Genomic DNA, 20,594 nt, shown 5'->3' with positions numbered 1-20,594 from the left:
AACGTACGAGGGGCGCCGCCGGCCACCGGCGGACGAACGGGCCCCGCTCCGGCGCCCCAGGGGCCCGTCACGGGCGCCTCACGGACGTCCTGCAGACGTCTCACGGGCGCCTCACCGGCGGAGGAACGCCGCCGCCAGCCGCTCCCCCGCGACCTCGGCCAGCTCTCCCGCCCTGGTCAGGCCGTCTCCCGGATGCTCGCCCAGCTCGCTGAGCGCGTACGCGGCGGCGAAGCCGGCGGACCGCAGCTCGCGCTCGGACAGCTCGACGCGTCCCGCCACGGCGGCCACCCGAACCCCCGCCCGGGCGGCCGCCGCCGCGACTCCGGCGGGGGCCTTGCCGTGGAGCGTCTGCGCGTCCAGGCAGCCCTCGCCGGTGACGACGAGGCGCGCTCCACGCACGGCCTCGTCGAAACCCAGCAGGTCGAGCAGGAGCTCGATACCGGGTCGCATGGTGGCGCCCAGCAGGGCGAGGGCCGCGAAGCCGACCCCGCCCGCGGCCCCCGCGCCGGGCGCGTCGCGCACCTCGCGGCCGACCACCGCGCCGACCACGTCGGCGAACCGGGTCAGACCTTCCTCCAACACCGCGAGGTCCCCGCCGTCCGCGCCCTTCTGCGGGCCGTAGACGGCGGCCGCGCCGCGCGGGCCGAGGAGCGGGTTGTCGACGTCGCAGGCGACCACGATCTCCACGCCGGCCGGCAGGTTGGCCAGGGAGCCCGGGTCGATCCGCTGCAGGCGGCGCAACGCGGCCCCGCCGGGCGGCAGTTCGGTGCCGTCGCCGTCCAGCAGCGAGACCCCGAGTGCCTGGACCATGCCCGCCCCGCCGTCGGTGCAGGCGCTGCCGCCGAGGCCGAGCACGATCCGCTCGGCGCCGAGGCCGATGGCCCGGCCGATCAACTGGCCGACCCCGTAGGAACCGGCCGCCAGCGGGGCGGTGCGGCCGCCGGGGAGCCGGGCCAGGCCCGAGGCCTGGGCCAGCTCGACCACGGCGGTGGAGCCCCGGACCGCGAGCGCCGCGTCGACCGGCAGACCGGTGGGGCCGGCCACCTTGGCGGGGACGCGGGCGAAGCCGGCCGCGAGCGCGGCGGCCAGGGTGCCCTCGCCGCCGTCGGCGACGGGCAGTTCGCGCACCTCGGTGCCGGGGGCGGCGCGGCGGATGCCGGCGGCGATCCGGGCGGCGGCCTCGGCGGCCTCCAGGGTGCCCTTGAACTTGTCGGGAGCTACGACCACATGGCCCTGGTGGGGGGTGGCGGGCATGGCGTGGGCCTCACTTCCGGACGGGTCTGGCAATGGTTCGTCAAGCATGGGCCCCGGCGGGCCCGGGGCGGCTTCCTCCCCGCCGTTCCCCTCGTCCCGCTTCCGACGTCACGAGGGGCTCCCCTCGGCGGGGAGGGAGCCGGGGCGACGCGCCCCGTGGCACGACCGAAGTGCCCCCGGAGGGTGCGCGCGTCACCGTCTGGTCGACCGGCGGGCGGGCGGATGAGCCCCGGCCCGCCCACCGGTCGGGCTGGGCGGCGTCCCGGCGGCGGCGCGGGCGCGGCCGGGGCGACGGGCGGGTGGCGGTCGGCGGCCGTCGCCGGCCTGCGGATGACGGCCTGCGGATGACGGCCTGCCGACGCCGCCACCTGCCGGTACGGCCTCCCGGTGGCGCGGGCACGACCGGATAGGTACACGCCACCGGGAGGAGTCGGGGTGCCGGGAGGGCTACTTCACCTCGCGGCCGGAGAGCCGCTCGACGCCGCGCAGCAGCGCCGAGTGGTCGAGGGAGCCGTCGCCGTTGGCGCGGGCGGAGGCGACCAGCTGGGCGACCACCGCGCCGACCGGCAGGGCGGCGCCGACGGCCCGGGCGGCGTCGGTGACGATGCCCATGTCCTTGTGGTGCAGGTCGATCCGGAAGCCCGGGGCGAACTCGCGGTCCAGCATGTTGGCCTTCTTGCGGTTCAGCACGGTCGAACCGGCCAGCCCGCCGCCGAGCACGTCCAGCGCGGCACCGAGGTCGACACCGGCGTTCTCCAGGAAGACCACCGCCTCCGCCAGGACCTGGATGTTGACGGCGACGATCAGCTGGTTGGCCGCCTTGACGGTCTGGCCCGCACCGGCCGGGCCGACGTGGACGACCGTGGTGCCGAGCGCGTCGAACAGCGGCTTGGCCTCGGCGAAGTCCTCGGCGGCGCCGCCGACCATGATCGACAGCACGGCCTCGACCGCGCCCGCCTCACCGCCGGAGACCGGGGCGTCCAGGGCGCGGACGCCCTTCTCCCGGGCGGCCGCCTCGACCTTGATCGAGGTCTGCGGGGTGATGCTCGACATGTCGATGACGAGCGTGCCGGGCCGGACGTTCTCCAGCACGCCGCCCTCACCGAGGACGGCCTGTTCGACGTGCGGGTCGGCCGGGACCATGGTGATCACGACCTCGGCGTCCTTCACCGCGTCCGCGATGCTGGTCGCACCGTGGCCGCCGGCCGCGACCAGGGCGTCGATCTGCGGCCGGGTGAGGTTGTAGCCGGTGACGTGGTGGCCGGCCCTGACCAGGTTGGCGGCCATCGGGCTGCCCATGATGCCGAGGCCGATGAAGGCGATCTTGCGGCTCATCGCGTCGTTCCTTCCGTCTGTACGTGGAGCGTGGAGGGTGGGGTGGGTGGCCGGGGCGCGCCGGCCCCGGGCGGCGCGGTGCACGCCGGACCCGGGGGCGCGGCGCCCGGGCCTCAGGCGGCGCGGTGCTCGCGCGGGAGCCACCCGAAGCTGTCGGCACTGACGCCGGTGGACGGGCGGTACTCAAGACCGATCCGGCCGGTGTAGCCGGCGGCGGTGAGCCGGGCGAACAGGTCCTCGAAGTCCAGGCCGCCGGTGCCGGGCTCGTTGCGGCCCGGGGTGTCGGCGATCTGCACGTGGCCGATCCGGTCGGCGTACGCGTCGATGACGGCCGCCGGGTCCTCGCCGTTGCGGGCCAGGTGGTAGAGGTCGCAGAGGAACCTCGCGTTGCCCAGGCCGGTGGCGGCGTTGACCTTGTCGACCACCTCGACCGCGGCGGCGGCGGTCACCAGCGGGTAGTCCGGCGACTCCGGCCGGTTCAGCGCCTCGACCAGCAGGACCGCGCCGACCCCGTGGGCGGCCCGGGCGGCGAGGGCGAGGTTCTCCAGCGCGAGGGCGTCCTGCTCGGCCGGGTCGACCCCGGCGACGCGGTTGCCGTAGAGGGCGTTGAGCGCCGGGGTGCCGAGGGAGGCGGCGAGGGCGGCGGTGACGGGGACGTTGGCCCGGAAGCGCTCCCTCTCGGACGGCACCGAGACGGTGCCGCGCGCCCCCTTGCCGAGGTCGTCGAGGAAGTTGAGACCGGTGAGCCGCACGCCGGCGTCGGTGAAGGCCCTGCGGAGCGCGTCCAGCTCGGCCTCGGCCGGGCTGTGCTCCGCGCCGAACGGCCACCACAGCTCGGCGGCGGTGAAGCCGGCGGCCGCGGCCGCGGCGGGGCGCTCCAGCAGCGGGAGTTCGCCGAACAGGATCGACAGGTTGACCGTGAAGCGGTGCCGGGAAGCGGCGGTCACGTCCATCACCTCGTATCTCTCTTCCGTCATCCTCAACTTCCACGATCCGGAAGAGGGATTCTGTCTGGTGGAAGCATCTCCGGCATCCCGAACGACTGTCAAGGCATCTGCAACAAATTGTTGAACTATCCGCCGGAGTGGCGGCCCCGCACAGACCGGCCCGAACCGGCCACTGACCGCCGCGGCCGCCGCTCGCTACAGTGAGCGGGTGCGATTGATGGTGGAGTTCACGACAGAACCGTTCGAACTGGACACGTTCCCGGAGCACGCCGCGGCGGCCCGGAGGGCGGTCGACGAGACCGGCCTGGCCGTCACGGTGGGCCCGTTCGGCACCGGCGCGGAGGGCGGGGCCGACCAGGTCCTGGCCGCCGTGACCCGGCTGCTGCGGGAGAGCCTGGACGCCGGCGCGACCCGGATATCGGTCCAGGTCAGCGTGCTCGGCGAGAGCGGCGGGACCGACGGGACCGGCACCGGTGCGCCCGAGGAGGGCGGTACGCCGTGACCGAGCACGTGGAACACCCGCTCGCGACGGCGATGAAGCCGCTGCTGGACGCGGTCGGCGCGACGCCCCTGCCGCTGGGCGAGGCGAAGCCCGAGGACGTCGTCCTGGAGTGGGAGGGTGCCCCGGCGATGGCCGTCCGACTGCCCCACCTGAGCAGTGCGCTGGACCGCCTGCTGGCCGAGATGACCCGCCAGTTCGACGGCCGGCCACTGGCCGAGCTGGACCGCGGGGAGAAGCAGCGCGTCGTCGCCCTCCTGGAGGAGCGCGGCGCCTTCACCGTCCGACACGGCGTGGAGACGGTCGCCGCGGCACTCGGCGTGAGCCGCTTCACCGTGTACAACTACCTCAACCGCCAGGACGGATCGAAGTCCGGCTGAGTCCGCGTGCACGGGTGCGCCCCGCCGACCGGGCCAGTCTGACCCGGCGCCCGGCGGGGCGCACTTGTCGCATCACACACGAAACACCGCGCGACCAGGGCCGTCGCGAAACGTAACCACCAAGCGTTCAACAAACTGTTGACGGCCCGATCCCACCGATCTAGCTTGTGCGGGTGGCACCACTCCCCAGGAGGTCCACCCGTGACCAACCACCCCCACGCCCTTGAAGCCCTGGCGGCGGCCGACGCCGCCGAGCTGAGGGAGATCCTGCTGGACGTCTGCGCCAGCCCCGGCTGGGCCGAGGCGGTCGCCGCGGCCCGCCCGTGGACCGACCGCCGGGCCCTGCTCGACGCCAACGCCGCGGCCATGGCCACGCTCTCCACCGCGGACCTGCACGAGGCGATGGCCGGCCACGCCCGGATCGGCACGCCCAAGCCGGGCGACGCCGCCTCCGAGCGCGAGCAGGCCGGCGTCCGCGGAGCCGACGACACCCTGCTCGACGAGCTGCACCGGGCCAACGCCGCCTACGAGGCCAAGTTCGGCCACGTGTTCCTGATCTGCGCGACCGGCCGCACCGCGGCCGGCATGCTCGCCGCCCTGCGCGAGCGCCAGCCCAACGACCCGGCCACCGAGGCCGAGATCGTCCGGGGCGAACTGCGCAAGATCAACGACATACGCATCAACCGCCTGCTCGACGATAACTGACGCATCGTCAGGTATCACTGACGCAGGATCACCACTGCCATCAGTAAGGTCACTTCACCCATGACTGGCATCTCCACCCACGTGCTCGACACCAGCCTCGGCCGCCCGGCCGAGGGTGTCCCGGTCGAGCTCGCACTGCACACCGAGGGTGGCTGGCAGGTGCTCGGCACCTCCGCCACGGACTCCGACGGCCGGGCCAGGGACCTGCCGGCCGTGGAGGCGGGCTCGGTCGTCCGGCTGCTCTTCGACACCGCCGCGTACCACGCGCGGAACTCCGCCGAGCAGCCGTTCTTCCCCGAGGTCTCGATCGTCTTCACGGTCGCGCCCGCGCAGCACCACTACCACGTGCCGTTGCTGCTGAACCCGTTCGGCTACTCGGTCTACCGCGGAAGCTAGACCGATCGATTGATTTGGGAGCCACGCCATGGCCCACGTGCTCGGCCAGAACCAGTACGGCAAGGCGGAGAACCGCATCGTCCGGGTCTACCGCGACTCCACCCGCCACGAGATCAAGGACCTGAACGTCTCGGTCGCCCTCTCCGGCGAGTTCGAGGACGTCCACCTCACCGGGTCGAACGCCAACTGCCTGCCCACCGACACCACCAAGAACACCGTGTACGCCTTCGCCAAGGAGTACGGGATCGAGTCGGCCGAGGCCTTCGGCGTCACCCTGGCCCGCCACTTCGTCGACGACACCGAGCGCGGCGTCGTCCGGAGCGCCCGGATCCGGATCGAGGAGTACGCCTGGGACCGGATCCGCACGCCCGACAGCAGCGCCCGGTTCATCGGCTCCGAGGAGGTCGGCCACTCCTTCGTCCGCAACGGCCAGGAGACCCGCACCACCGAGATCGTCTACGACGGCGAGTCCGTCCAGGTCGTCTCCGGACTCAAGGACCTGGTCGTGCTGAACTCCACCAACTCGGAGTTCTGGGGCTACATCAAGGACCCGTACACCACGCTCCGGGAGGCCTACGACCGCATCCTGGCCACCCAGGTCACCGCCCGGTGGAAGTACGGCTACACCGGCCGCGACGACGAGGCGCAGCCCAACTGGAACCGCTCCTACACCCATGTGAAGCGGCACCTGCTGGAGGCCTTCGCCGAGACCTACTCCTACTCGCTGCAGCAGACCCTGCACGCGATGGGCACGCGGGTGCTCAACAACCGCGCCGAGGTCGACGAGGTACGCCTCGAACTGCCCAACAAGCACCACTTCCTGGTCGACCTCGAACCCTTCGGCCTGAAGAACGAGAACGAGGTCTACTACGCCGCCGACCGGATGTACGGCCTGATCGAGGGCACCGTGCACCGCGAGGGCGTCACCCCGGTCATCCCGGTCGCCTGACCTCCCCCACCCGCTCCACCCGTTTCCTCCACCCCCACCCACCGGAGACCGTGCCCACCCTCGCGGCGGCCGGCCCGGGGAGCCGGAGAGGCCGGCCGAGGGACCCTTGCACCGCCGTCCCGCCCTCGGCACACGCGTGATCGACCGCTCTCCAGCGCCACGGGCGCGCCGGGAGCCACGGGCACAAGAGGGGCTCGACATGGCACCCAGCAACACCGGCAACACCGACGGCGGTTCCACCCCTGCAAGATCCTCCGGTCCGGACGGCGGGCCGCACGGCCTCCCCGCCGGCCCGTCCGGACCGGACACCGCGCCGGACACCGCGCCGGACACCCGACCGGAGCCGGGTCCGGAGGTCCACCCCGTGGACCAGCTGCTCCCCCCGGTGAAGCTCGTCACCACCGGACTGCAGCACGTCGCCGCGATGTACGCGGGGGTCGTCGCTCCCCCGCTCATCGTCGGCGCCGCCGTGGGCCTGTCCCCCGCGGAGCTCGCCCTGCTCATATCGGCCAGCCTGTTCACCGCCGGGCTGGCCACCCTGCTCCAGACCCTCGGCGTCTGGCGGATCGGCGCACGGCTGCCGTTCGTGAACGGCGTCTCGTTCGCCGGCGTCGCCCCCATGATCGCCATCGCCGAGGCGCACGGGCCGGAGGACGCCCTCCCGGTGATCTTCGGCGCGGTGATCGTCGCGGGGATGCTGTGCTTCCTCGCGGCACCGTACTTCTGCAAACTGATCAGGTTCTTCCCGCCGGTCGTCCAGGGCACCGTGATCACCCTCATCGGGGTGTCCCTGCTCCCGGTGGCGGTGAACTGGGCGCGCGGCGGCGCACCGGGCGCCCCCGGGTACGGCTCCATGGGCGCCGTCGGCCTCGCCGCGATCACCCTCGTCGCGGTGGTGCTCTGCAACCGGCTGCTGCGCGGCTTCTGGCAGCAGCTCTCCCTGCTCATCGGACTGGCGGCCGGCACCCTGCTCGCCTTCCCGCTGGGCCTGGCCGACTTCGGCGCGGTCCGGGACGCGGAGGTCTTCGCGCTCCCCTCCCCGTTCCACTTCGGCGCCCCGGTGTTCGACGCGGCCGCGATCGCCTCGCTCTGCATCGTCATGGTGGTCTCGATGACCGAGTCCACCGCCGACATGCTGGCGCTCGGCAGGATCGTCGACCGCGAGGCGGACGAGCGCGTGCTCGCCGCCGGTCTGCGGGCCGACGGACTGGCCACCGCGCTCAGCCCGGTCTTCAACGGCTTCGCCGCCAGCGCCTTCGCCCAGAACATCGGGCTGGTGGCGCTCACCAGGATCCGCAGCCGCTTCGTGGTCGCGGCCGGCGGAGGCATCCTGATCCTGCTCGGGCTCTTCCCGGTGCTCGGATCGGTCGTCTCACTGGTGCCGCAGCCCGTCCTGGGCGGCGCCGGGATCGTGCTCTTCGGCACGGTCGCGGCGAGCGGCATCCGCACCCTCGCCGAGGCCGGGATGGAGTCCGGCTCGAACACCATCCTCGTGTCGGTCTCGCTCGGCGTCGGCATCGTCCCGATCGCCGCCCCGACCTTCTACGACGCGTTCCCGGAGGCCGTCCGCACCCTGCTGCACTCCGGGATCTCGGCCGGCTGCGTGACGGCCGTCCTGCTCAACCTGCTCTTCCACCACGTCGGAGTCGCCCGCCGGCAGACGGCCGACGGGACGCCCGGCGCGACGGTGCCGACGGCGACACCGTCCTGACCCACCGGGCGGGCATGCGCCCCATGCCCGCCCGGCCATCCCCCTTGGAGTCACACCATGGCAGTCCAGCCCCCGCCCGCCGACCAGCGGATCGTCATCGAGAACGCCGCGATCGCCACCGTCGACGCCCACGACACCGAGTACGCCCGCGGCCACGTGGTCATCCTCGGCAACCGGATCGAGTCGGTCGGCGCCGGCCCCGCGCCGCAGTGGCTGGACGACGTGGTGCGCCGGATCAACGCCGAGGGCCACCTCGTCACCCCCGGCCTGGTCAACACCCACCACCACTTCTACCAGTGGATCACCCGCGGCCTCGCCCAGGACGACATCCTGTTCGACTGGCTCGTCGCCCTCTACCCCACCTGGGCCCGGATCGACGACCGGCTCGTCCACGCCGCCGCCCAGGGCTCCGCCGCCGCCCTGCTCAAGTCCGGCTGCAGCACCGCCGCCGACCACCACTACGTCTTCCCGAAGGACGGCGGCGACATCCTCGGCGCCGAGATCGAGGCCGTCCGCGAGCTCGGCCTGCGGTTCACCGCGCTGCGCGGCTCGATGGACCGCGGCAAGAAGGACGGCGGTCTGCCCCCGGACCACGCCGTCGAGGAGCTCGACACCATCCTGACCGCCTCCGAGGAGGCGGTGGACCGGTACCACGACGCCTCCCCCGGCTCCATGCTCCAGATCGCCATCGCGCCCTGCTCGCCGTTCTCGGTCTCCACCGAACTGCTCCGCGAGTCCGCCGTGCTGGCCCGCCGCAAGGGCGTCCGCCTGCACACCCACGGCTCGGAGACGGCCGAGGAGGAGGCGTTCTGCAGGCAGCTCTTCGGGATGGGCCCGACCGACTACTTCGAGTCGGTCGGCTGGCTCGGCGAGGACGTCTGGATGGCGCACAGCGTCCACATGAACGACTCCGACATCGCCAAGTTCGCCGAGACCGGCACCGGCGTCGCCCACTGTCCGTCCTCCAACGCCCGGCTGGGCGCCGGCATCGCCCGCGTCCCCGACATGCTGCGGGCCGGCGTACCGGTCGGCCTGGGCGTCGACGGCACGGCCTCCAACGAGTCGGGCGAGCTGGGCACCGAGCTGCGCAACGCGCTGCTGATCAACCGTCTGCACGGCTCCCCGAAGGCGCTCACCGCCCGGCAGGCGCTGCGCCTGGGCACCATGGGCGGCGCCCGCGTGCTCGGCCGACAGGACGAGATCGGCTCGGTGGAGGCGGGCAAGCTCGCCGACCTCGCGCTCTGGAAGATCGACGGCATCATGCACTCCTCGATCGCCGACCCGGTCGCCGCCCTCACCCTCGGCGCCCTGCCGCCGCTGGCCGTGCTGTTCGTCAACGGCAACGCGGTGGTCGAGAAGGGGCGGTTGACGACGGTGAACGAGGACCGCATCGCCCAGGCCTGCGCCCGCGCGGCCCGGGAGCTCGCCGCGCGCCCGGTCTGATCCGCGGCCCGTCCGCCCCTCCTCCGCTCCTGCCTCCTGCCTCCTGCCTGCTGCCTCCTGCCTCCTGCCTCCTGCCTCCTGCCTCCTGCCTCCGCACGCGAGCATCCCCCTTGAACTCCGGGCCGCCCAGGGACGGTGCGTCACCCGGACTCCGCCGGACACCCCCTCGGGGGCTCCCGGCGGACCGCCGCCCCGGACCCACGGCGAGGGTCCGGGGCGGCGGCGTTCCCGCCCACGGGCGTGCCCGCCCGGCCCGGCCAGCCGGACGCGCGCCGGCGGCCGGCCGCACCGTACGGGACGGCGGAAAAGCGGCCGCCCTCTGCTCCAACACGGCAGAGGGCGGCGGGCGTTGCGGCGGGTAGGTTGGGGATCAGCCCAGCAGGGGGAGCGCGGGGAGGGTCAGGAAGTCCGCGAACTCCTCGGCCAGGGCGACCTGTTCGAAGAGCTGGGCGGCCTCGCGCCAGCGTCCGGCGGCGTAGGCCTCGTCGCCCAGCTCGGCCCGGAGCCCGGCCAGTTCCCCGGCCACCAGGAGGCGCAAGAGGTCGGCGGTGGCCTTCTCCCCGGTGTCCGCGAGGACGACGCCGTTGTGGATCCACTGCCAGATCTGCGAGCGGGAGATCTCCGCGGTCGCGGCGTCCTCCATCATGTGGAAGATGGCGACCGCGCCCAGGCCGCGAAGCCAGGCCTCGATGTAGCGGATGCCGACCTGGACGGCGTTGTGCAGCCCCACCCGGGTGCAGCTGCCGCCGGCGCCCGCGACGTCGAGCAGTTCCGCGGCGGTGACCGGCCCGGCCGGACCGGGGTTCTCCTTCTGGTGCGGGCGCTCGCCGAGGACGGCGTCGAAGCAGGCCCGGGCGACCGGGACGAGGTCCGGGTGGGCGACCCACGAGCCGTCGAAGCCGTTGCCCGCCTCGCGCTCCTTGTCGGCCGTGACCTTCGTCAGCGCGGCCGCGTTGACCTCCGGGTCCCTGCGGCTGGGGATGAACGCGGCCATCCCGCCGATCGCGTGGGCGCCGCGCCGGTGGCAGGTCCGGACGAGCAGCCGGGTGTAGGCGGCCATGAACGGTGAGGCCATGGTCACGCTGTTGCGGTCCGGCAGGACGTACTGCGCGCCGGCGTCGCGGAAGTTCTTGACGATGGAGAAGAGGTAGTCCCAGCGGCCCGCGTTGAGTCCGGCGGCGTGCTCCCGCAGCTCGTAGAGGATCTCGTCCATCTCGAACGCGGCGGTGATCGTCTCGATCAGGACGGTGGCCCGGACGGTGCCGTGCGGGATCCCGAGTTCGGCCTGCGCGTGGGTGAAGACGTCGTTCCAGAGCCGCGCCTCCAGGTGGCTCTCGGTCTTCGGGAGGTAGAAGTACGGGCCGGAGTTCGGGTCCTCCGCGCCGCGGGCGAGCAGCCGGCCGGCATTGTGGAAGAAGTAGAGGCCGAAGTCGAGGAGGGCGCCGGCCACCGGTTCGCCGTCGACCAGCAGGTGGTTCTCGTCCAGGTGCCAGCCGCGCGGGCGGACCACGACGGTGGCCAGTTCGGCGGCGGGCCGGAGCGTGTAGGCCTTGCCGGCCGGGGAGGTGAAGTCGATCCTGCCCTCGAAGGCGTCGATCAGGTTGATCTGGCCGCTGACGACGTTCTCCCAGGTCGGGGAGGTGGCGTCCTCGAAGTCGGCGAGCCAGACCCGGGCGCCGGAGTTGAGGGCGTTGATCACCATCTTGCGGTCGGTGGGGCCGGTGATCTCCACCCGCCGGTCCCGGAGGGCCCGCGGCGCCTCGGCGACCCGCCAGTCGCCGGCGCGGACGGCGGCCGTCTCCGGGAGGAAGTCCAGGGTGCCGGTGCGGGCGATCTCGGCACGGCGGGCGCGACGGCGGGCGAGCAGTTCGCGGCGGCGCCCCTCGAACGCGCGGTGCAGGCCGACGACGAAGGCGACCGCCTCCGGAGTGAGCACCTCCTCGGCCCGGTGGACACGCGGACCGGCAACAGTGACGACCGGAGCGGCGGAGGGGGCGCCGGGTCCCTGATCTGAAGCCATGAGCAGGACACTCCTAAGACAGTTGATCCTTGCGGCGGTTGACCGACAGTTGATCCGAACCCCAGCAAACGGAGGGCTTGATTCTGTAAGGTGGAGACTAGTTTCCGCGATACAGAATTTCAACGGTTTGTTGAGGAGATCGCTGGGACTGTACTCCTCCCCCGACAGCGAAGGGAACGCCGGTGGCCCCGACCTCCGACCGCGCCTCCGACACCGCGCCCGACCCCGTGCCCGACAGAGCTCCGGACGGCGCGCCCGACCCGGCACCCGAGCGGGCGCCGGCCCCGGAGCGCTCCGGCGGCGGCGTGCAGTCCGTCGAACGCGCCTTCCAGCTGCTGGAGGCGCTGGCCGACGCGGGCGGCGTGGCCACGCTCAGCGAACTCTCCTCCTCCTCCGGCCTGCCCATGCCCACCATCCACCGCCTGGTTCGTACCCTCGTGCAGCAGGGCTATGTCCGCCAGGACACGGCGCGCCGCTACACCCTCGGCCCGCGGCTGATCCGGCTCGGCGAGACCTCCGGGCGGCTGCTCGGCAGCTGGGCCCGCCCCTACCTGGCCGAGCTGATGGAGGCCACCGGCGAGACCGCCAACCTCGCCGTGCTGGAGGGCGGCGAGGTGGTCTACGTCGGGCAGGTGCAGTCGCGGCGCTCAATGCGGATGTTCACCGAGGTCGGCCGCCGGGTGCAGCCGCACTGCACCGGCGTCGGCAAGGCGCTGCTGGCGCAGCTGCCCGAGGAGGAGGCCCGCGCCGTCCTGGGCCCCAACCCGCTGCCCGCGCACACCCCGCACACCGTGACCGACCCGCAGGAGCTGCTCCGCCAGCTCGCCGAGGCGCGCGAGCGCGGCTACGTGGTCGACGACCAGGAGCAGGAGATCGGGGTGCGCTGCATCGCGCTCGCGGTGCCGGGTTCGCCCACCCCGACGGCGCTGTCGGTGTCCGGTCCGGAGGCCCGGATCCGGGCGCTGGAGGAGCAGGTCGGCACCGCCTCGCTGGTGCCGGTGATGCACGGGATCGCGGCCCGGCTGGGGCAGGTCCTGGCCCCCTGACCGGGCGCCGCCGGAGGTCTCCCGCGCAGGAAGTCGGCGCCGTCGACTTCCTGCGCCCGCGTTCGCCCAGTGGAGCGACCCGAGGGCGGGTTGCCCCGGCGGCGGGGGAAGGGTCGGTCACTGTGGGTCGGGACGTGCCCGCGACGGCGCGGGGCGCACGAACGCAGAGGCAGGGTGAGCGGCGATGTCGCGCAGAGGGTCCGTACGAAGCTTCCTCGGCAGGTCGTTGACGGTGGGGTCCGCGCTGGTGGCGCTGGCCGCCGGACCGGCGTGGGCGTGTCCGGACGACGGCCCGGCGGCGGGCACCGATCCGGGCAAGGAGAACGCGGCGGCCGCGCCCGCGGTGACCCCGGCGCCCTCCGACTCGGACCTGGAGGTGGTCCGGCTGGACCCGGACGCCGCCGCCCCCGGCGGCACCACCACGGTGCACGCCTTCATCGGCAACGGCGGACCGGACCGGACGGCCTCCGCGTTCACCGTCGTGGTCACCCTGCCGGAGGGGGTGACGGCCGAGGGGCCGTTCTTCCCGGAGAACTGCTACGAGTTCCAGAACGGCCACCGGGTGCGCTGCACCTTCCCGGCCGGACTCGGCGTCTTCCGCAGCGCGACCGCCCTGATCCCGGTCCGGCTCGCCCCCACCGTCCCCCTCGGCGAGCTGTCCGGCGGCTACGTCGCGGTGCGCAGCGACGACGACCGCAACGAGGCCAACAACCGGCAGCCGTTCACGATCCAGGTCGTGCAGACCGCCTGAGACCGCCCGCCCCGGCCGGGGCGGGCGGTCTCCACGGACGCCGGGTTCCCGTCCGGACGGCTTTGCAAAGTGTCACTTTGCAAAGTGCCGTCCGCCGGGTCGGCGTCCTCGCGGGCACGTCCTCGCGGGCACGTCCTCGCGGGCACGTCCTCGCGGGTACGACCTAGCGGTAGACCCGGACGTAGTCCGCGGCGAAGGTGATCGGCGCAGTGCCCTGGGGCGCGGGGTGGTACTGCCCCGCGCTCAGGGACAGGTTGAGGATCAGGTACGCGGACCAGTCGGTGCCGACGCCCTTGCCGTCCGAGAAGACCTTGACCCCGTTGACGTACCAGTCCACGGACGTGGCGCCGTAGTGGGTGCCGATGGTGACCCAGCCGTCCTTCGAGATCGCCTTGGCGTCCGTGTAGTACAGGTGGCCGGGCTTGACGTGGTTGGTCAGCTCCAGCAGGTTCGGGTTGTCGGGGTGGTACTCGAAGGTGTCGATCTCCCCGTTGCCGTTCTTCCAGGTCCAGAGCGCCGGCCAGGCGCCGGTGCCGGCGGGGAGCTTGACCCGGGTCTCGGCGTAGTCGCCGGTCTTCACCTGGAAGCCCTCGCTGGAGTACTCGGTGGTGAGCAGTCCGGTGTCCCAGGACTGCTTGCCGTTCTCCAGCTTGTTGGCGCCCGGCTTGGCGGTGAAGGTGGCGGCGCCGCCCGAGACGGTGACGTTGTTCTTGTTCAGCCAGTCGAGCTTGTTGTCGTCCGGGTTGTGGTTGCCGTAGTGGTAGGCGCTGCTGCGGTCGCCGGTCCAGCGGGAACCGTAGGCGACGGGGCCGCTGAACTCGTCCGACCAGGTCAGCTTCTTGCCCGCGACGGGGGCGCCGGTGGCGGGCGGCGTGGTCGGCGTCGGGGTGGGGGTCGGCGTCGGGGTGACGGCGGAGGAGACCACGAGCTGGCGGGAGGGCAGGTTGTGCCAGGCGCCGCCGAGGTCCTGCCAGAAGCCGAACTGGGTGTAGGTGCCGGCCGCCAGGGTGCGCGAGCCGGTGGTGATCGACAGGCCGCTCGGGCAGATCTGCGCGTTGCTCGCGCTGCCGGGGAAGTCGAGGTTGCGGCCGGCCGCGTCACGGATGCCGACCCCGACGGTCTTGGCCGTGAAGCAGGCCGAGGAGTGGACGCTCAGCGACGCGGCCGAGGCCTTGCCGGCGACCATCGCGGCCGGGGTGAGGCCGTCCTGGGTGACGGTGGGCGCGGCCGCGGCGGGCGCGGTGGCGGCCTGGGCACCGGTGAGGGCCGGGACGCCGAGCAGGCCGGCGCCGGTGACGGCGAGCGCTCCGGTGACGGCCAGGGCGGCGGTGCGGCCCCGGTGGGAGGGGCGGGCGTGGCGGGGCGCGTGGCGCCGGGCAGGCTGCTGCTGCGGGGCAGTGGGCATGGCTTGGTCCTCTGCGACGCCTGCGAGGTGAGCTGTCGGGTTCGGGCTGAGGTTGCCCGGCCGCCTGTGGAGCGGCTTCACCCCTAGCCTCGGTCCGGGGCGCGGGGGCGCACGGACCGGGGCACTGACCTTGGGTCCCCCGCTCCCGTCCGCTGTGGTGCTCGGGTGCCGGCCGGCGGGTGGACAGGACTCGGCGTCCCGACGGCGGGAGTCCGCTGACAGCGGACGCCCCTGCAGGCTAGGCAGGCCGTCGGGGGCCGGACAACTCCGTACGGGCGGTTGTCGCGCAGGTCACAGGCCGGGCCGCGCGGATGATCAACGTGCCTGCGGAGTTGATCAGTTGGCGCGGCCGCTCCGGCCCGCACCCCCGCCGGGGCGGGTTCCGGCCCCGGCGGGGCCCCGTTCGCGCGGCCCGGAGGGTCCGGCGGGCCCGGGAGCCCGGTGCGCCCGGCGGAACGGGGAGCCGGGTGGGGCCGGACCGGGTGGGGCCGCCGCGGGTCCGGCGCGGGCACCGGTCCGCAGGCTGTCGCCCGATGCCCGAGTACGCCGCGAAAGACGGGGCAGTCGGATAGGTTGGAGATCCAACCCGTGCCGGAACCGTCCGGACACACCGAGTACCGCATGAGAGACGAGGACCAGCCCCACCATGACCGCCCCCCTGCCCGGCTTCGCCGGCCGCACCTTCCTGTTCCAGGTCGACAACGGCGCGGCCTTCCGCAACGCCTACTCGGCCGACGGCAAGCGGCTGCGCTGGGAGGGCCTCGGCGAGTCGGCCGGTCAGTGGGAGGACGTCGCCCTGCACGTCGCCGAGGTCGGGCCGCAGGTGTACTTCGTCAGCTGGACCGAGCAGAGCGGCATCACCGTCAGCCACGTCATGGACCTCGGCCGGATGACGGTCCGCGCGTTCTGGACGTACGAGGGCGAGGGCGGCCGGGTCGGCGAGCTGCACACCGGCACGCTGCAGTCCGTGGCCTGAGGCCCGTCGGGCCGGTCCCCCGAGGTGCGGGCCGGTCCCCCGAGGTGCCGGCCGGGACCGGTCAGACCGGCTGGTCGGACGACCGGCCCGGCACCACCAGGCGCTGGGAGATCCACTCCAGCGAGGACGGGAGCAGCTTGCTCCAGGTCTCGAAGTTGTGGCCGCCGGTCTCCAGCATGCTGTAGGAGACCTTCATCGGGCTGCGCACGGCGGCCACGAACGCCTCCGTCTCGCGCCGGTAGTTGCCGTCGCCCTCCTTGGTGCCGGCCAGCAGGACGGCGACCCCGGGCTGCGGGAGGTTCTTGAGGCGCCACATCAGGTCCGCCTCGTTGCGCCGCTGCTCGCTGCCCTTGAAGAGGTCCCCGGTGGTCGGGTCCTCCGCGGCCTGGTAGTAGCCGGAGAGCGAGACGGCGGTCGGGTAGACCTCCGGGTGGCGCATGGCCAGCTTGAGCGCGCAGTAGCCGCCGGTCGAGTTGCCCATGAACGCCCACGCCCGCGGGTCGGCGGAGACCCGGTAGGTCGCCTGGATCGCCGAGGGCACGTCCTTGGTGAAGTACGTCTCGGACTGGGCGCCGCCCGGGATGTCCTCGCACTCGGTGTCCTGCGGCAGTGCGGGCGAGGGGCGGACCAGCACCAGCACGGTCGGCTGCATCCGGCCCTCCTGGAGCAGCTTGAGCGCCGCGCCCGGGTAGTTCAGCCGGGTCACCAGGTTCTTGGCGATGCCGGGGAAGCCGGTGCTGACGACCAGTGCGGGGAACTGCGTCTGCTCGTACTCCGGCTGGAAGTACTGCGGCGGCAGGTAGACGTAGCCCTCGGTCGACAGCCGGGTGGTGGCACCGTCGATGCGGACCTCGCGGATCTCGCCGGACTGCCTGGGGTCGCGGCCGAGCGCCCCGCCGCCCTTCACCTCGGCGTGCCCGATGGTCTCGACGCGCAGCCGGCCGGACGCGTCCGCCTTGTTGTGGATGACCACCGGGCCGCTGTCGCCCGTCCCCAGCAGGTCGTCCCAACTGCTGTAGAAGGCGAAGTAGTTGTTGGCCACCAGGCCCAGCGCGGCGAGCACGGTGAGCTGGGTCGCGCACAGCGCGCCGATCCGGCCGAGCACCGCCTGCCACGTCCGCTTCGACAGTCTCGGCCACAGCCAGACCGTCCCGGCCATCGCCGCGACGGCGATCAGGACGGTCAGTGCCAGCACCTTGTGGCTCGTCAGACCCATGTCTTGTTTGCTCCCACGCCTCGTACTCCCCCGCCCCCGGGGGAAGGACACCCGGGAGGGCCGCCCTGGTTCCCCGTTCGCAACGGGGCCGTCGCCGGGGCGCGACCACCCACCCTAGCGGTCCGCGGCGGGGCTCCGGACCCGCCGACCAGCGGTAATCGCCTCGGTCTCCGGTAGGAGGCGCGCACCCGGCGACGCGTCGGCCACCCGTGGCCGAAGCGCCGGAGAACGGTGGCCGAACGCGGGTCCGCACGCCGGGCGCCGCCGCGGGCGGGGGGCTCCGGGGAGGGACCGGGCGACGAGGGGCCGCCGGAGCACGGGATTTCGGCGGAGCGGGGGATGCGCGCGGGGAGGTACGGGGCGCGGCCGGACCGGCAGGCGCCGGAGCGCGGACGGCGGGAGGGGCGCGTACCGGGGAAGGGCGCGGACGGCGGGGAGGGTCTCCGCCGCGCCGCGGCTGGGGGTCCGTCAGCTGACGCGGGCCCAGAGGCCGAGGCCCGCGGTGAGCTCCCGCATGCAGCGGGCGCCGAGCTCCCGGGGTGAGCCGGGGCCGGTGGGGGCGGCCCCGGAGGCGGCCCACTGCTCCAGCGCGACCCGGATGGCGGTGGTGGCCGCGGCGGCGGCGAGCCGGATCTCCAGCGCGTCGGTGCCCTGCGGGCAGCGGGCGGCGATCGCGGCGCGCAGCCGCTCCTCGGAGTCGGCGTGCACCCGCTGCCAGACCGAGGCGAGCCGGGGGTCGCGGAGCAGGTCGCGGGTCCACTGCATGGCCTCGACGGCGTCCGCGTCGGGCGGGGTCAGCGACTCGGCCGCCGAGCGCTCCAGCGCCTCGCGGACCGGCAGGCCCGCCGAGCCGTCGGCGAAGAGCCGCACCCAGCGCTCGCCGCCGGCCGCGAGCAGCGGCGCGACGGCGTCCTCCTTCTCCGAGAAGTAGCGGTAGAAGGTGCGCAGCGAGATGCCCGAGGCGTGGGCGACCTCCTCGGCGGTGGTCGCCTCGGCCCCGCGTGCGGCGAAGAGCGCGGCGGCCGCGCGGGCGATCTCCAGCCGGGTGATCTCACGGCGGCGCTGGTTGAGGGTGGGGCGTCCGGTCACGGGGTCAGGGTACGCGGGCGGCGATCCCTCTGGCACGTCGCGTCGGCACGGCACATCCAGCATGAGTGACACGTCAGGCCTTTTTGGCATGACGTGCCACATAGGCATACGGTGCCAATGAGGTCGCGAGACCACGAACGGAACGGAGTACCACCATGGAGCGCTTCACCGGACGGAACGTCCTGGTCACCGGCGGCGGCTCGGGCATCGGCCGGGCCACCGTGCACCGGATCCTCGCCGAGGGCGGGCGGGTCGTCGCCGTCGACGTCAACGAGGACGGGCTCAAGGGCACCCTGGAGCGGGCGGCCTCGGACGGCACCGCCGGCCGCCTCACCACCGCCGCGCTCGACGTGTCCGACGAGGCCGCCGTCCGCACCGGGGTCGCCGGGGCCGTGGCCGGGCTCGGCGGGCTGGACGTCCTGGTCAACGCGGCCGGCATCCTGCGCTCCTCGCACACCCACGAGACCGGCCTGGACTTCTGGAACAGGCTGATCGCGGTCAACCTGACCGGCACGTTCCTGATGACCCGCGAGGCACTGCCCGCCCTGCTCGCGGGCGGCCGGGGCGTGGTGGTGAACTTCAGCTCCACCTCCGCGACCTTCGCCCACCCCTACATGGCCGCGTACGCCGCGACCAAGGGCGGCATCCAGTCCTTCACCCACGCGATCGCCGCCGAGTACGCCGGGCGGGGCCTGCGCGCGGTCTGCGTCGCGCCGGGCAGCATCGACAGCGGCATGACCAACGACCCGGGCCTGCCCGCGGACGCCGATCTCGGCCTGCTCGCCAAGCTCTCCCCCGCCCTCGGCCGGGGCTTCGCCGGCCCGGAGACGGTCGCCGGCGTGATCGCCATGCTGGCCTCGGAGGACGGCGCCTTCGTCACCGGGACCGAGATCCGGATCGACGGCGGCACGCACATGTGAGACGGCGCGCCCCGGGGCGCGGCTCCGGAGCGGGTGCCCCCGTCACCCGCCCCGGAGCCGCCACTCGGCGGCGAAGGCCCGGGCCGGGTTGTCGACGAGGATCCGCTCCGGGAGCTCCCGGCCGAACTCGCGGGAGAGCCGCGGCGCGAGGGCGGTGAGGAGGTGCGCCGGGCCGGGGGCGTGACGGGCGGACCCGGTGGTGGTGTCACCCCCGAGCAGCACCTGGTCCGCACGGCCGTCCTCCACCAGCGCGGCGACGGTGTCGAACAGGTGGTGGTCGGTCGCGTGGTTGGCGCGGGAGGGACCGTCCAGGGCCAGGAAGGCGCCCGATGCGGCGAGGTCCCGGTGCAGCCGCAGGTCGGGGTGGCGGTTGAGGTGGCCGAGGATCACCCGCCGCGGATCGACGCCGTGGCCGCCGCAGAGCAGGTCGAGCACCTCGGGCGCGGCGGTGCCGAGTTCGTGGTGCACGGCGATCGGCGCACCGGTCGCGTGGTGCGCCTCGGCGGCGGCGGCCATGACGCGGCGGGTGTGCGGGCCGAGGCCGTGGTAGTCGCCCGCCACCTTGACCAGTCCGGCCCGGACCCCCGCGGGCGCGCCCCGCAGTCCGGTGGTGAGCTCCGCCGTGAACAGTTCGGCGAGCCCGTCGTAGCGCCGCTCCAGCTCCACCGGGTCGTAGTGGACGGCCTGGTGGAGCCCGGTCGCCGCGACCAGGTGCACGCCGGAGGCCCGGGAGAGGTCGGCGAGCGCGTCGGCCCGGCGCCCCATTCCGTACGGGGTCCACTGGACCATCGCCCGGCCGCCGGCCGCCGCGAAGGTCCGCAGCACCGATCCGGCGGCGGCCGGGTCGTCGAGTTCCTCGCCGGGCAGCCGGGGGCTGCGCAGGAACAGGTGGTCGTGCGCGTCGCAGGTGCCGAGGTCGGCGGGGTCGATGTCGCCGAGGACGGTCCGGACCGAGGGGCGGACGGTGTTCACGCCGCCCCGACCCCGGTGCGGGAACCCGCCCCTGCCTCCGCGCCCGCGCCCGACTCCGTGTCCGCGCCCGTTCCCGCGTCGGTGTCCGTTCTCGCTTCGGCGCCCGCTTCGGCGAAGGTCGCGGCCGCGACGCGCAGTCCGGCCAGGGCCTTGGGGACACCGACGTAGGGCGCGAGGTGGACGAGGACCTCGGTGACCTCCTCCCTCGTCAGGCCGATCCGCAGGCTGTTGCGGACGTGGTCGGCCAGCTGCGGTTCGACCCCGCCGAGCGCGGTGAGGGCGGCCAGGTTGGCCACCTGACGGTCGCGCAGGGTGAGCCCCGGCCGCTGGTAGGTGCCGCCGAAGAGGGCGGTGACGATCCAGTCGGGGAAGCCGGGTGCGAGTTCGTCGAGCGGGCCGAGGGTGCCCGCCCTGGTCCGCGGATCGGCGAGCCGGTCGAGCAGGGCGTAGCCGGCGGCCCGGTCGAGCGCGGCGGGTGTGAGGCCGGTGCGGCCGGGGTCCGCGGGGGCGTCGCCGGCGGGCGGGTGGTCGGCGGGCAGGTGGTCGGCGGGAGCGTGGTCGGCGGTGGCCATCGGGCGGG

General features: G+C 74.0%; 20 protein-coding genes and 1 riboswitch. Of the genes, 11 read left to right on the top strand and 9 right to left on the bottom strand.

From position 1 onward, the window contains the following. Positions 1-111: 111 nt before the first annotated feature. From OG550_RS30120 to OG550_RS30110, 3 genes are all read right to left on the bottom strand, one after another. Positions 112-1,254 (bottom strand): glycerate kinase, encoded by a 1,143-nt coding sequence (locus tag OG550_RS30120; RefSeq protein ID WP_327682841.1) that lies wholly within the window; start codon positions 1,252-1,254, stop codon positions 112-114. A 447-nt stretch (positions 1,255-1,701) separates the two neighbouring features. Beyond that, positions 1,702-2,589 carry a 2-hydroxy-3-oxopropionate reductase gene (locus tag OG550_RS30115; RefSeq protein ID WP_327682839.1) on the bottom strand — a complete coding sequence of 296 codons (888 nt, stop codon included), beginning with the start codon at positions 2,587-2,589 and terminating at the stop codon, positions 1,702-1,704. Positions 2,590-2,702: 113 nt separating this feature from the next. Continuing rightward, positions 2,703-3,566: a TIM barrel protein gene (locus OG550_RS30110; RefSeq protein WP_327682837.1), complete on the bottom strand. Its 864-nt coding sequence runs from the start codon at positions 3,564-3,566 to the stop codon at positions 2,703-2,705. 187 nt (positions 3,567-3,753) lie between these two features. On the opposite strand from OG550_RS30110, the gene OG550_RS30105 reads away from it, so the two are divergent. The 7 genes from OG550_RS30105 (at position 3,754) to OG550_RS30075 (ending at position 9,619) form a co-directional block, all read left to right on the top strand. After that, positions 3,754-4,038 (top strand): thiamine-binding protein, encoded by a 285-nt coding sequence (locus OG550_RS30105; protein WP_327684252.1) that lies wholly within the window; start codon positions 3,754-3,756, stop codon positions 4,036-4,038. Beyond that, positions 4,035-4,415: a helix-turn-helix domain-containing protein gene (locus OG550_RS30100; protein ID WP_327682835.1), complete on the top strand. Its 381-nt coding sequence runs from the start codon at positions 4,035-4,037 to the stop codon at positions 4,413-4,415. The genes OG550_RS30105 and OG550_RS30100 overlap by 4 nt, the downstream gene beginning before the upstream one ends. Before the next feature lie 201 nt (positions 4,416-4,616). Beyond that, positions 4,617-5,120 (top strand): 2-oxo-4-hydroxy-4-carboxy-5-ureidoimidazoline decarboxylase, encoded by a 504-nt coding sequence (uraD, locus tag OG550_RS30095; RefSeq protein WP_327682833.1) that lies wholly within the window; start codon positions 4,617-4,619, stop codon positions 5,118-5,120. A 60-nt stretch (positions 5,121-5,180) separates the two neighbouring features. Next, a complete protein-coding gene (gene uraH / locus OG550_RS30090; RefSeq protein WP_327682831.1) occupies positions 5,181-5,516 on the top strand; it encodes a hydroxyisourate hydrolase in 336 nt (111 codons plus the stop codon). Between the two features lie 28 nt (positions 5,517-5,544). Next, positions 5,545-6,465, top strand: coding sequence for a factor-independent urate hydroxylase (gene pucL / locus OG550_RS30085; protein WP_327682829.1), 921 nt, complete (start codon positions 5,545-5,547; stop codon positions 6,463-6,465). A 199-nt stretch (positions 6,466-6,664) separates the two neighbouring features. Next, a complete protein-coding gene (locus OG550_RS30080) occupies positions 6,665-8,176 on the top strand; it encodes a nucleobase:cation symporter-2 family protein (protein WP_327682827.1) in 1,512 nt (503 codons plus the stop codon). A gap of 57 nt (positions 8,177-8,233) precedes the next feature. Then, positions 8,234-9,619: an 8-oxoguanine deaminase gene (locus OG550_RS30075; RefSeq protein WP_327682825.1), complete on the top strand. Its 1,386-nt coding sequence runs from the start codon at positions 8,234-8,236 to the stop codon at positions 9,617-9,619. Between the two features lie 370 nt (positions 9,620-9,989). On the opposite strand, the gene aceB is transcribed toward OG550_RS30075, so the two are convergent. Further along, the gene (gene aceB, locus OG550_RS30070; protein ID WP_327682824.1) at positions 9,990-11,639 is read right to left on the bottom strand and encodes a malate synthase A; all 1,650 of its coding nucleotides are present in this window, start codon (positions 11,637-11,639) and stop codon (positions 9,990-9,992) included. Positions 11,640-11,866: 227 nt separating this feature from the next. Between aceB and OG550_RS30065 the strand changes: the two genes are divergently transcribed. Further along, positions 11,867-12,685, top strand: coding sequence for an IclR family transcriptional regulator (locus tag OG550_RS30065; protein WP_442906191.1), 819 nt, complete (start codon positions 11,867-11,869; stop codon positions 12,683-12,685). 226 nt (positions 12,686-12,911) lie between these two features. Then, positions 12,912-13,436 carry a hypothetical protein gene (locus tag OG550_RS30060; RefSeq protein ID WP_327682822.1) on the top strand — a complete coding sequence of 175 codons (525 nt, stop codon included), beginning with the start codon at positions 12,912-12,914 and terminating at the stop codon, positions 13,434-13,436. A 163-nt stretch (positions 13,437-13,599) separates the two neighbouring features. Here the strand turns inward: OG550_RS30060 and OG550_RS30055 are convergent, their stop codons facing one another. Continuing rightward, complete coding sequence (locus tag OG550_RS30055) at positions 13,600-14,841, bottom strand: glycoside hydrolase family 16 protein (protein WP_327682820.1); 1,242 nt, start codon at positions 14,839-14,841, stop codon at positions 13,600-13,602. Positions 14,842-14,864: 23 nt separating this feature from the next. After that, a riboswitch (cyclic di-AMP (ydaO/yuaA leader) is annotated at positions 14,865-14,933 on the bottom strand. 554 nt (positions 14,934-15,487) lie between these two features. Between OG550_RS30055 and OG550_RS30050 the strand changes: the two genes are divergently transcribed. After that, complete coding sequence (locus OG550_RS30050; protein ID WP_327682819.1) at positions 15,488-15,817, top strand: phenolic acid decarboxylase; 330 nt, start codon at positions 15,488-15,490, stop codon at positions 15,815-15,817. A 61-nt stretch (positions 15,818-15,878) separates the two neighbouring features. Here the strand turns inward: OG550_RS30050 and OG550_RS30045 are convergent, their stop codons facing one another. Together OG550_RS30045 and OG550_RS30040 are read right to left on the bottom strand one after the other, a co-directional pair. Then, positions 15,879-17,033: an alpha/beta hydrolase gene (locus OG550_RS30045; RefSeq protein WP_327682817.1), complete on the bottom strand. Its 1,155-nt coding sequence runs from the start codon at positions 17,031-17,033 to the stop codon at positions 15,879-15,881. A gap of 468 nt (positions 17,034-17,501) precedes the next feature. Beyond that, complete coding sequence (locus tag OG550_RS30040; protein WP_327682815.1) at positions 17,502-18,122, bottom strand: TetR family transcriptional regulator; 621 nt, start codon at positions 18,120-18,122, stop codon at positions 17,502-17,504. A gap of 155 nt (positions 18,123-18,277) precedes the next feature. On the opposite strand from OG550_RS30040, the gene OG550_RS30035 reads away from it, so the two are divergent. Then, positions 18,278-19,042: an SDR family NAD(P)-dependent oxidoreductase gene (locus OG550_RS30035; protein WP_327682813.1), complete on the top strand. Its 765-nt coding sequence runs from the start codon at positions 18,278-18,280 to the stop codon at positions 19,040-19,042. A gap of 42 nt (positions 19,043-19,084) precedes the next feature. Here the strand turns inward: OG550_RS30035 and OG550_RS30030 are convergent, their stop codons facing one another. Together OG550_RS30030 and OG550_RS30025 are read right to left on the bottom strand one after the other, a co-directional pair. Beyond that, complete coding sequence (locus OG550_RS30030; RefSeq protein ID WP_327682812.1) at positions 19,085-20,014, bottom strand: phosphotriesterase family protein; 930 nt, start codon at positions 20,012-20,014, stop codon at positions 19,085-19,087. After that, the gene (locus OG550_RS30025) at positions 20,011-20,586 is read right to left on the bottom strand and encodes a carboxymuconolactone decarboxylase family protein (protein ID WP_327682810.1); all 576 of its coding nucleotides are present in this window, start codon (positions 20,584-20,586) and stop codon (positions 20,011-20,013) included. The genes OG550_RS30030 and OG550_RS30025 overlap by 4 nt, the downstream gene beginning before the upstream one ends. Positions 20,587-20,594: the final 8 nt, after the last annotated feature.

Source organism: Kitasatospora sp. NBC_00458 (genome assembly GCF_036013975.1).
Classification (GTDB): domain Bacteria; phylum Actinomycetota; class Actinomycetes; order Streptomycetales; family Streptomycetaceae; genus Kitasatospora.
Note: the sequence above shows the minus strand (reverse complement) of the source record. Positions and strands in the feature narration are given on the sequence as shown.

Coding starts and splice junctions, on each gene's coding strand:
- OG550_RS30120 (WP_327682841.1), bottom strand. CDS start 1,254: ATGCCCGCCACCCCCCACCAGGGCCATGTGGTCGTAGCTCCCGACAAG.
- OG550_RS30115 (WP_327682839.1), bottom strand. CDS start 2,589: ATGAGCCGCAAGATCGCCTTCATCGGCCTCGGCATCATGGGCAGCCCG.
- OG550_RS30110 (WP_327682837.1), bottom strand. CDS start 3,566: ATGACGGAAGAGAGATACGAGGTGATGGACGTGACCGCCGCTTCCCGG.
- OG550_RS30105 (WP_327684252.1), top strand. CDS start 3,754: ATGGTGGAGTTCACGACAGAACCGTTCGAACTGGACACGTTCCCGGAG.
- uraH (WP_327682831.1), top strand. CDS start 5,181: ATGACTGGCATCTCCACCCACGTGCTCGACACCAGCCTCGGCCGCCCG.
- pucL (WP_327682829.1), top strand. CDS start 5,545: ATGGCCCACGTGCTCGGCCAGAACCAGTACGGCAAGGCGGAGAACCGC.
- OG550_RS30080 (WP_327682827.1), top strand. CDS start 6,665: ATGGCACCCAGCAACACCGGCAACACCGACGGCGGTTCCACCCCTGCA.
- OG550_RS30075 (WP_327682825.1), top strand. CDS start 8,234: ATGGCAGTCCAGCCCCCGCCCGCCGACCAGCGGATCGTCATCGAGAAC.
- aceB (WP_327682824.1), bottom strand. CDS start 11,639: ATGGCTTCAGATCAGGGACCCGGCGCCCCCTCCGCCGCTCCGGTCGTC.
- OG550_RS30055 (WP_327682820.1), bottom strand. CDS start 14,841: ATGCCCACTGCCCCGCAGCAGCAGCCTGCCCGGCGCCACGCGCCCCGC.
- OG550_RS30050 (WP_327682819.1), top strand. CDS start 15,488: ATGACCGCCCCCCTGCCCGGCTTCGCCGGCCGCACCTTCCTGTTCCAG.
- OG550_RS30045 (WP_327682817.1), bottom strand. CDS start 17,033: ATGGGTCTGACGAGCCACAAGGTGCTGGCACTGACCGTCCTGATCGCC.
- OG550_RS30035 (WP_327682813.1), top strand. CDS start 18,278: ATGGAGCGCTTCACCGGACGGAACGTCCTGGTCACCGGCGGCGGCTCG.
- OG550_RS30025 (WP_327682810.1), bottom strand. CDS start 20,586: ATGGCCACCGCCGACCACGCTCCCGCCGACCACCTGCCCGCCGACCAC.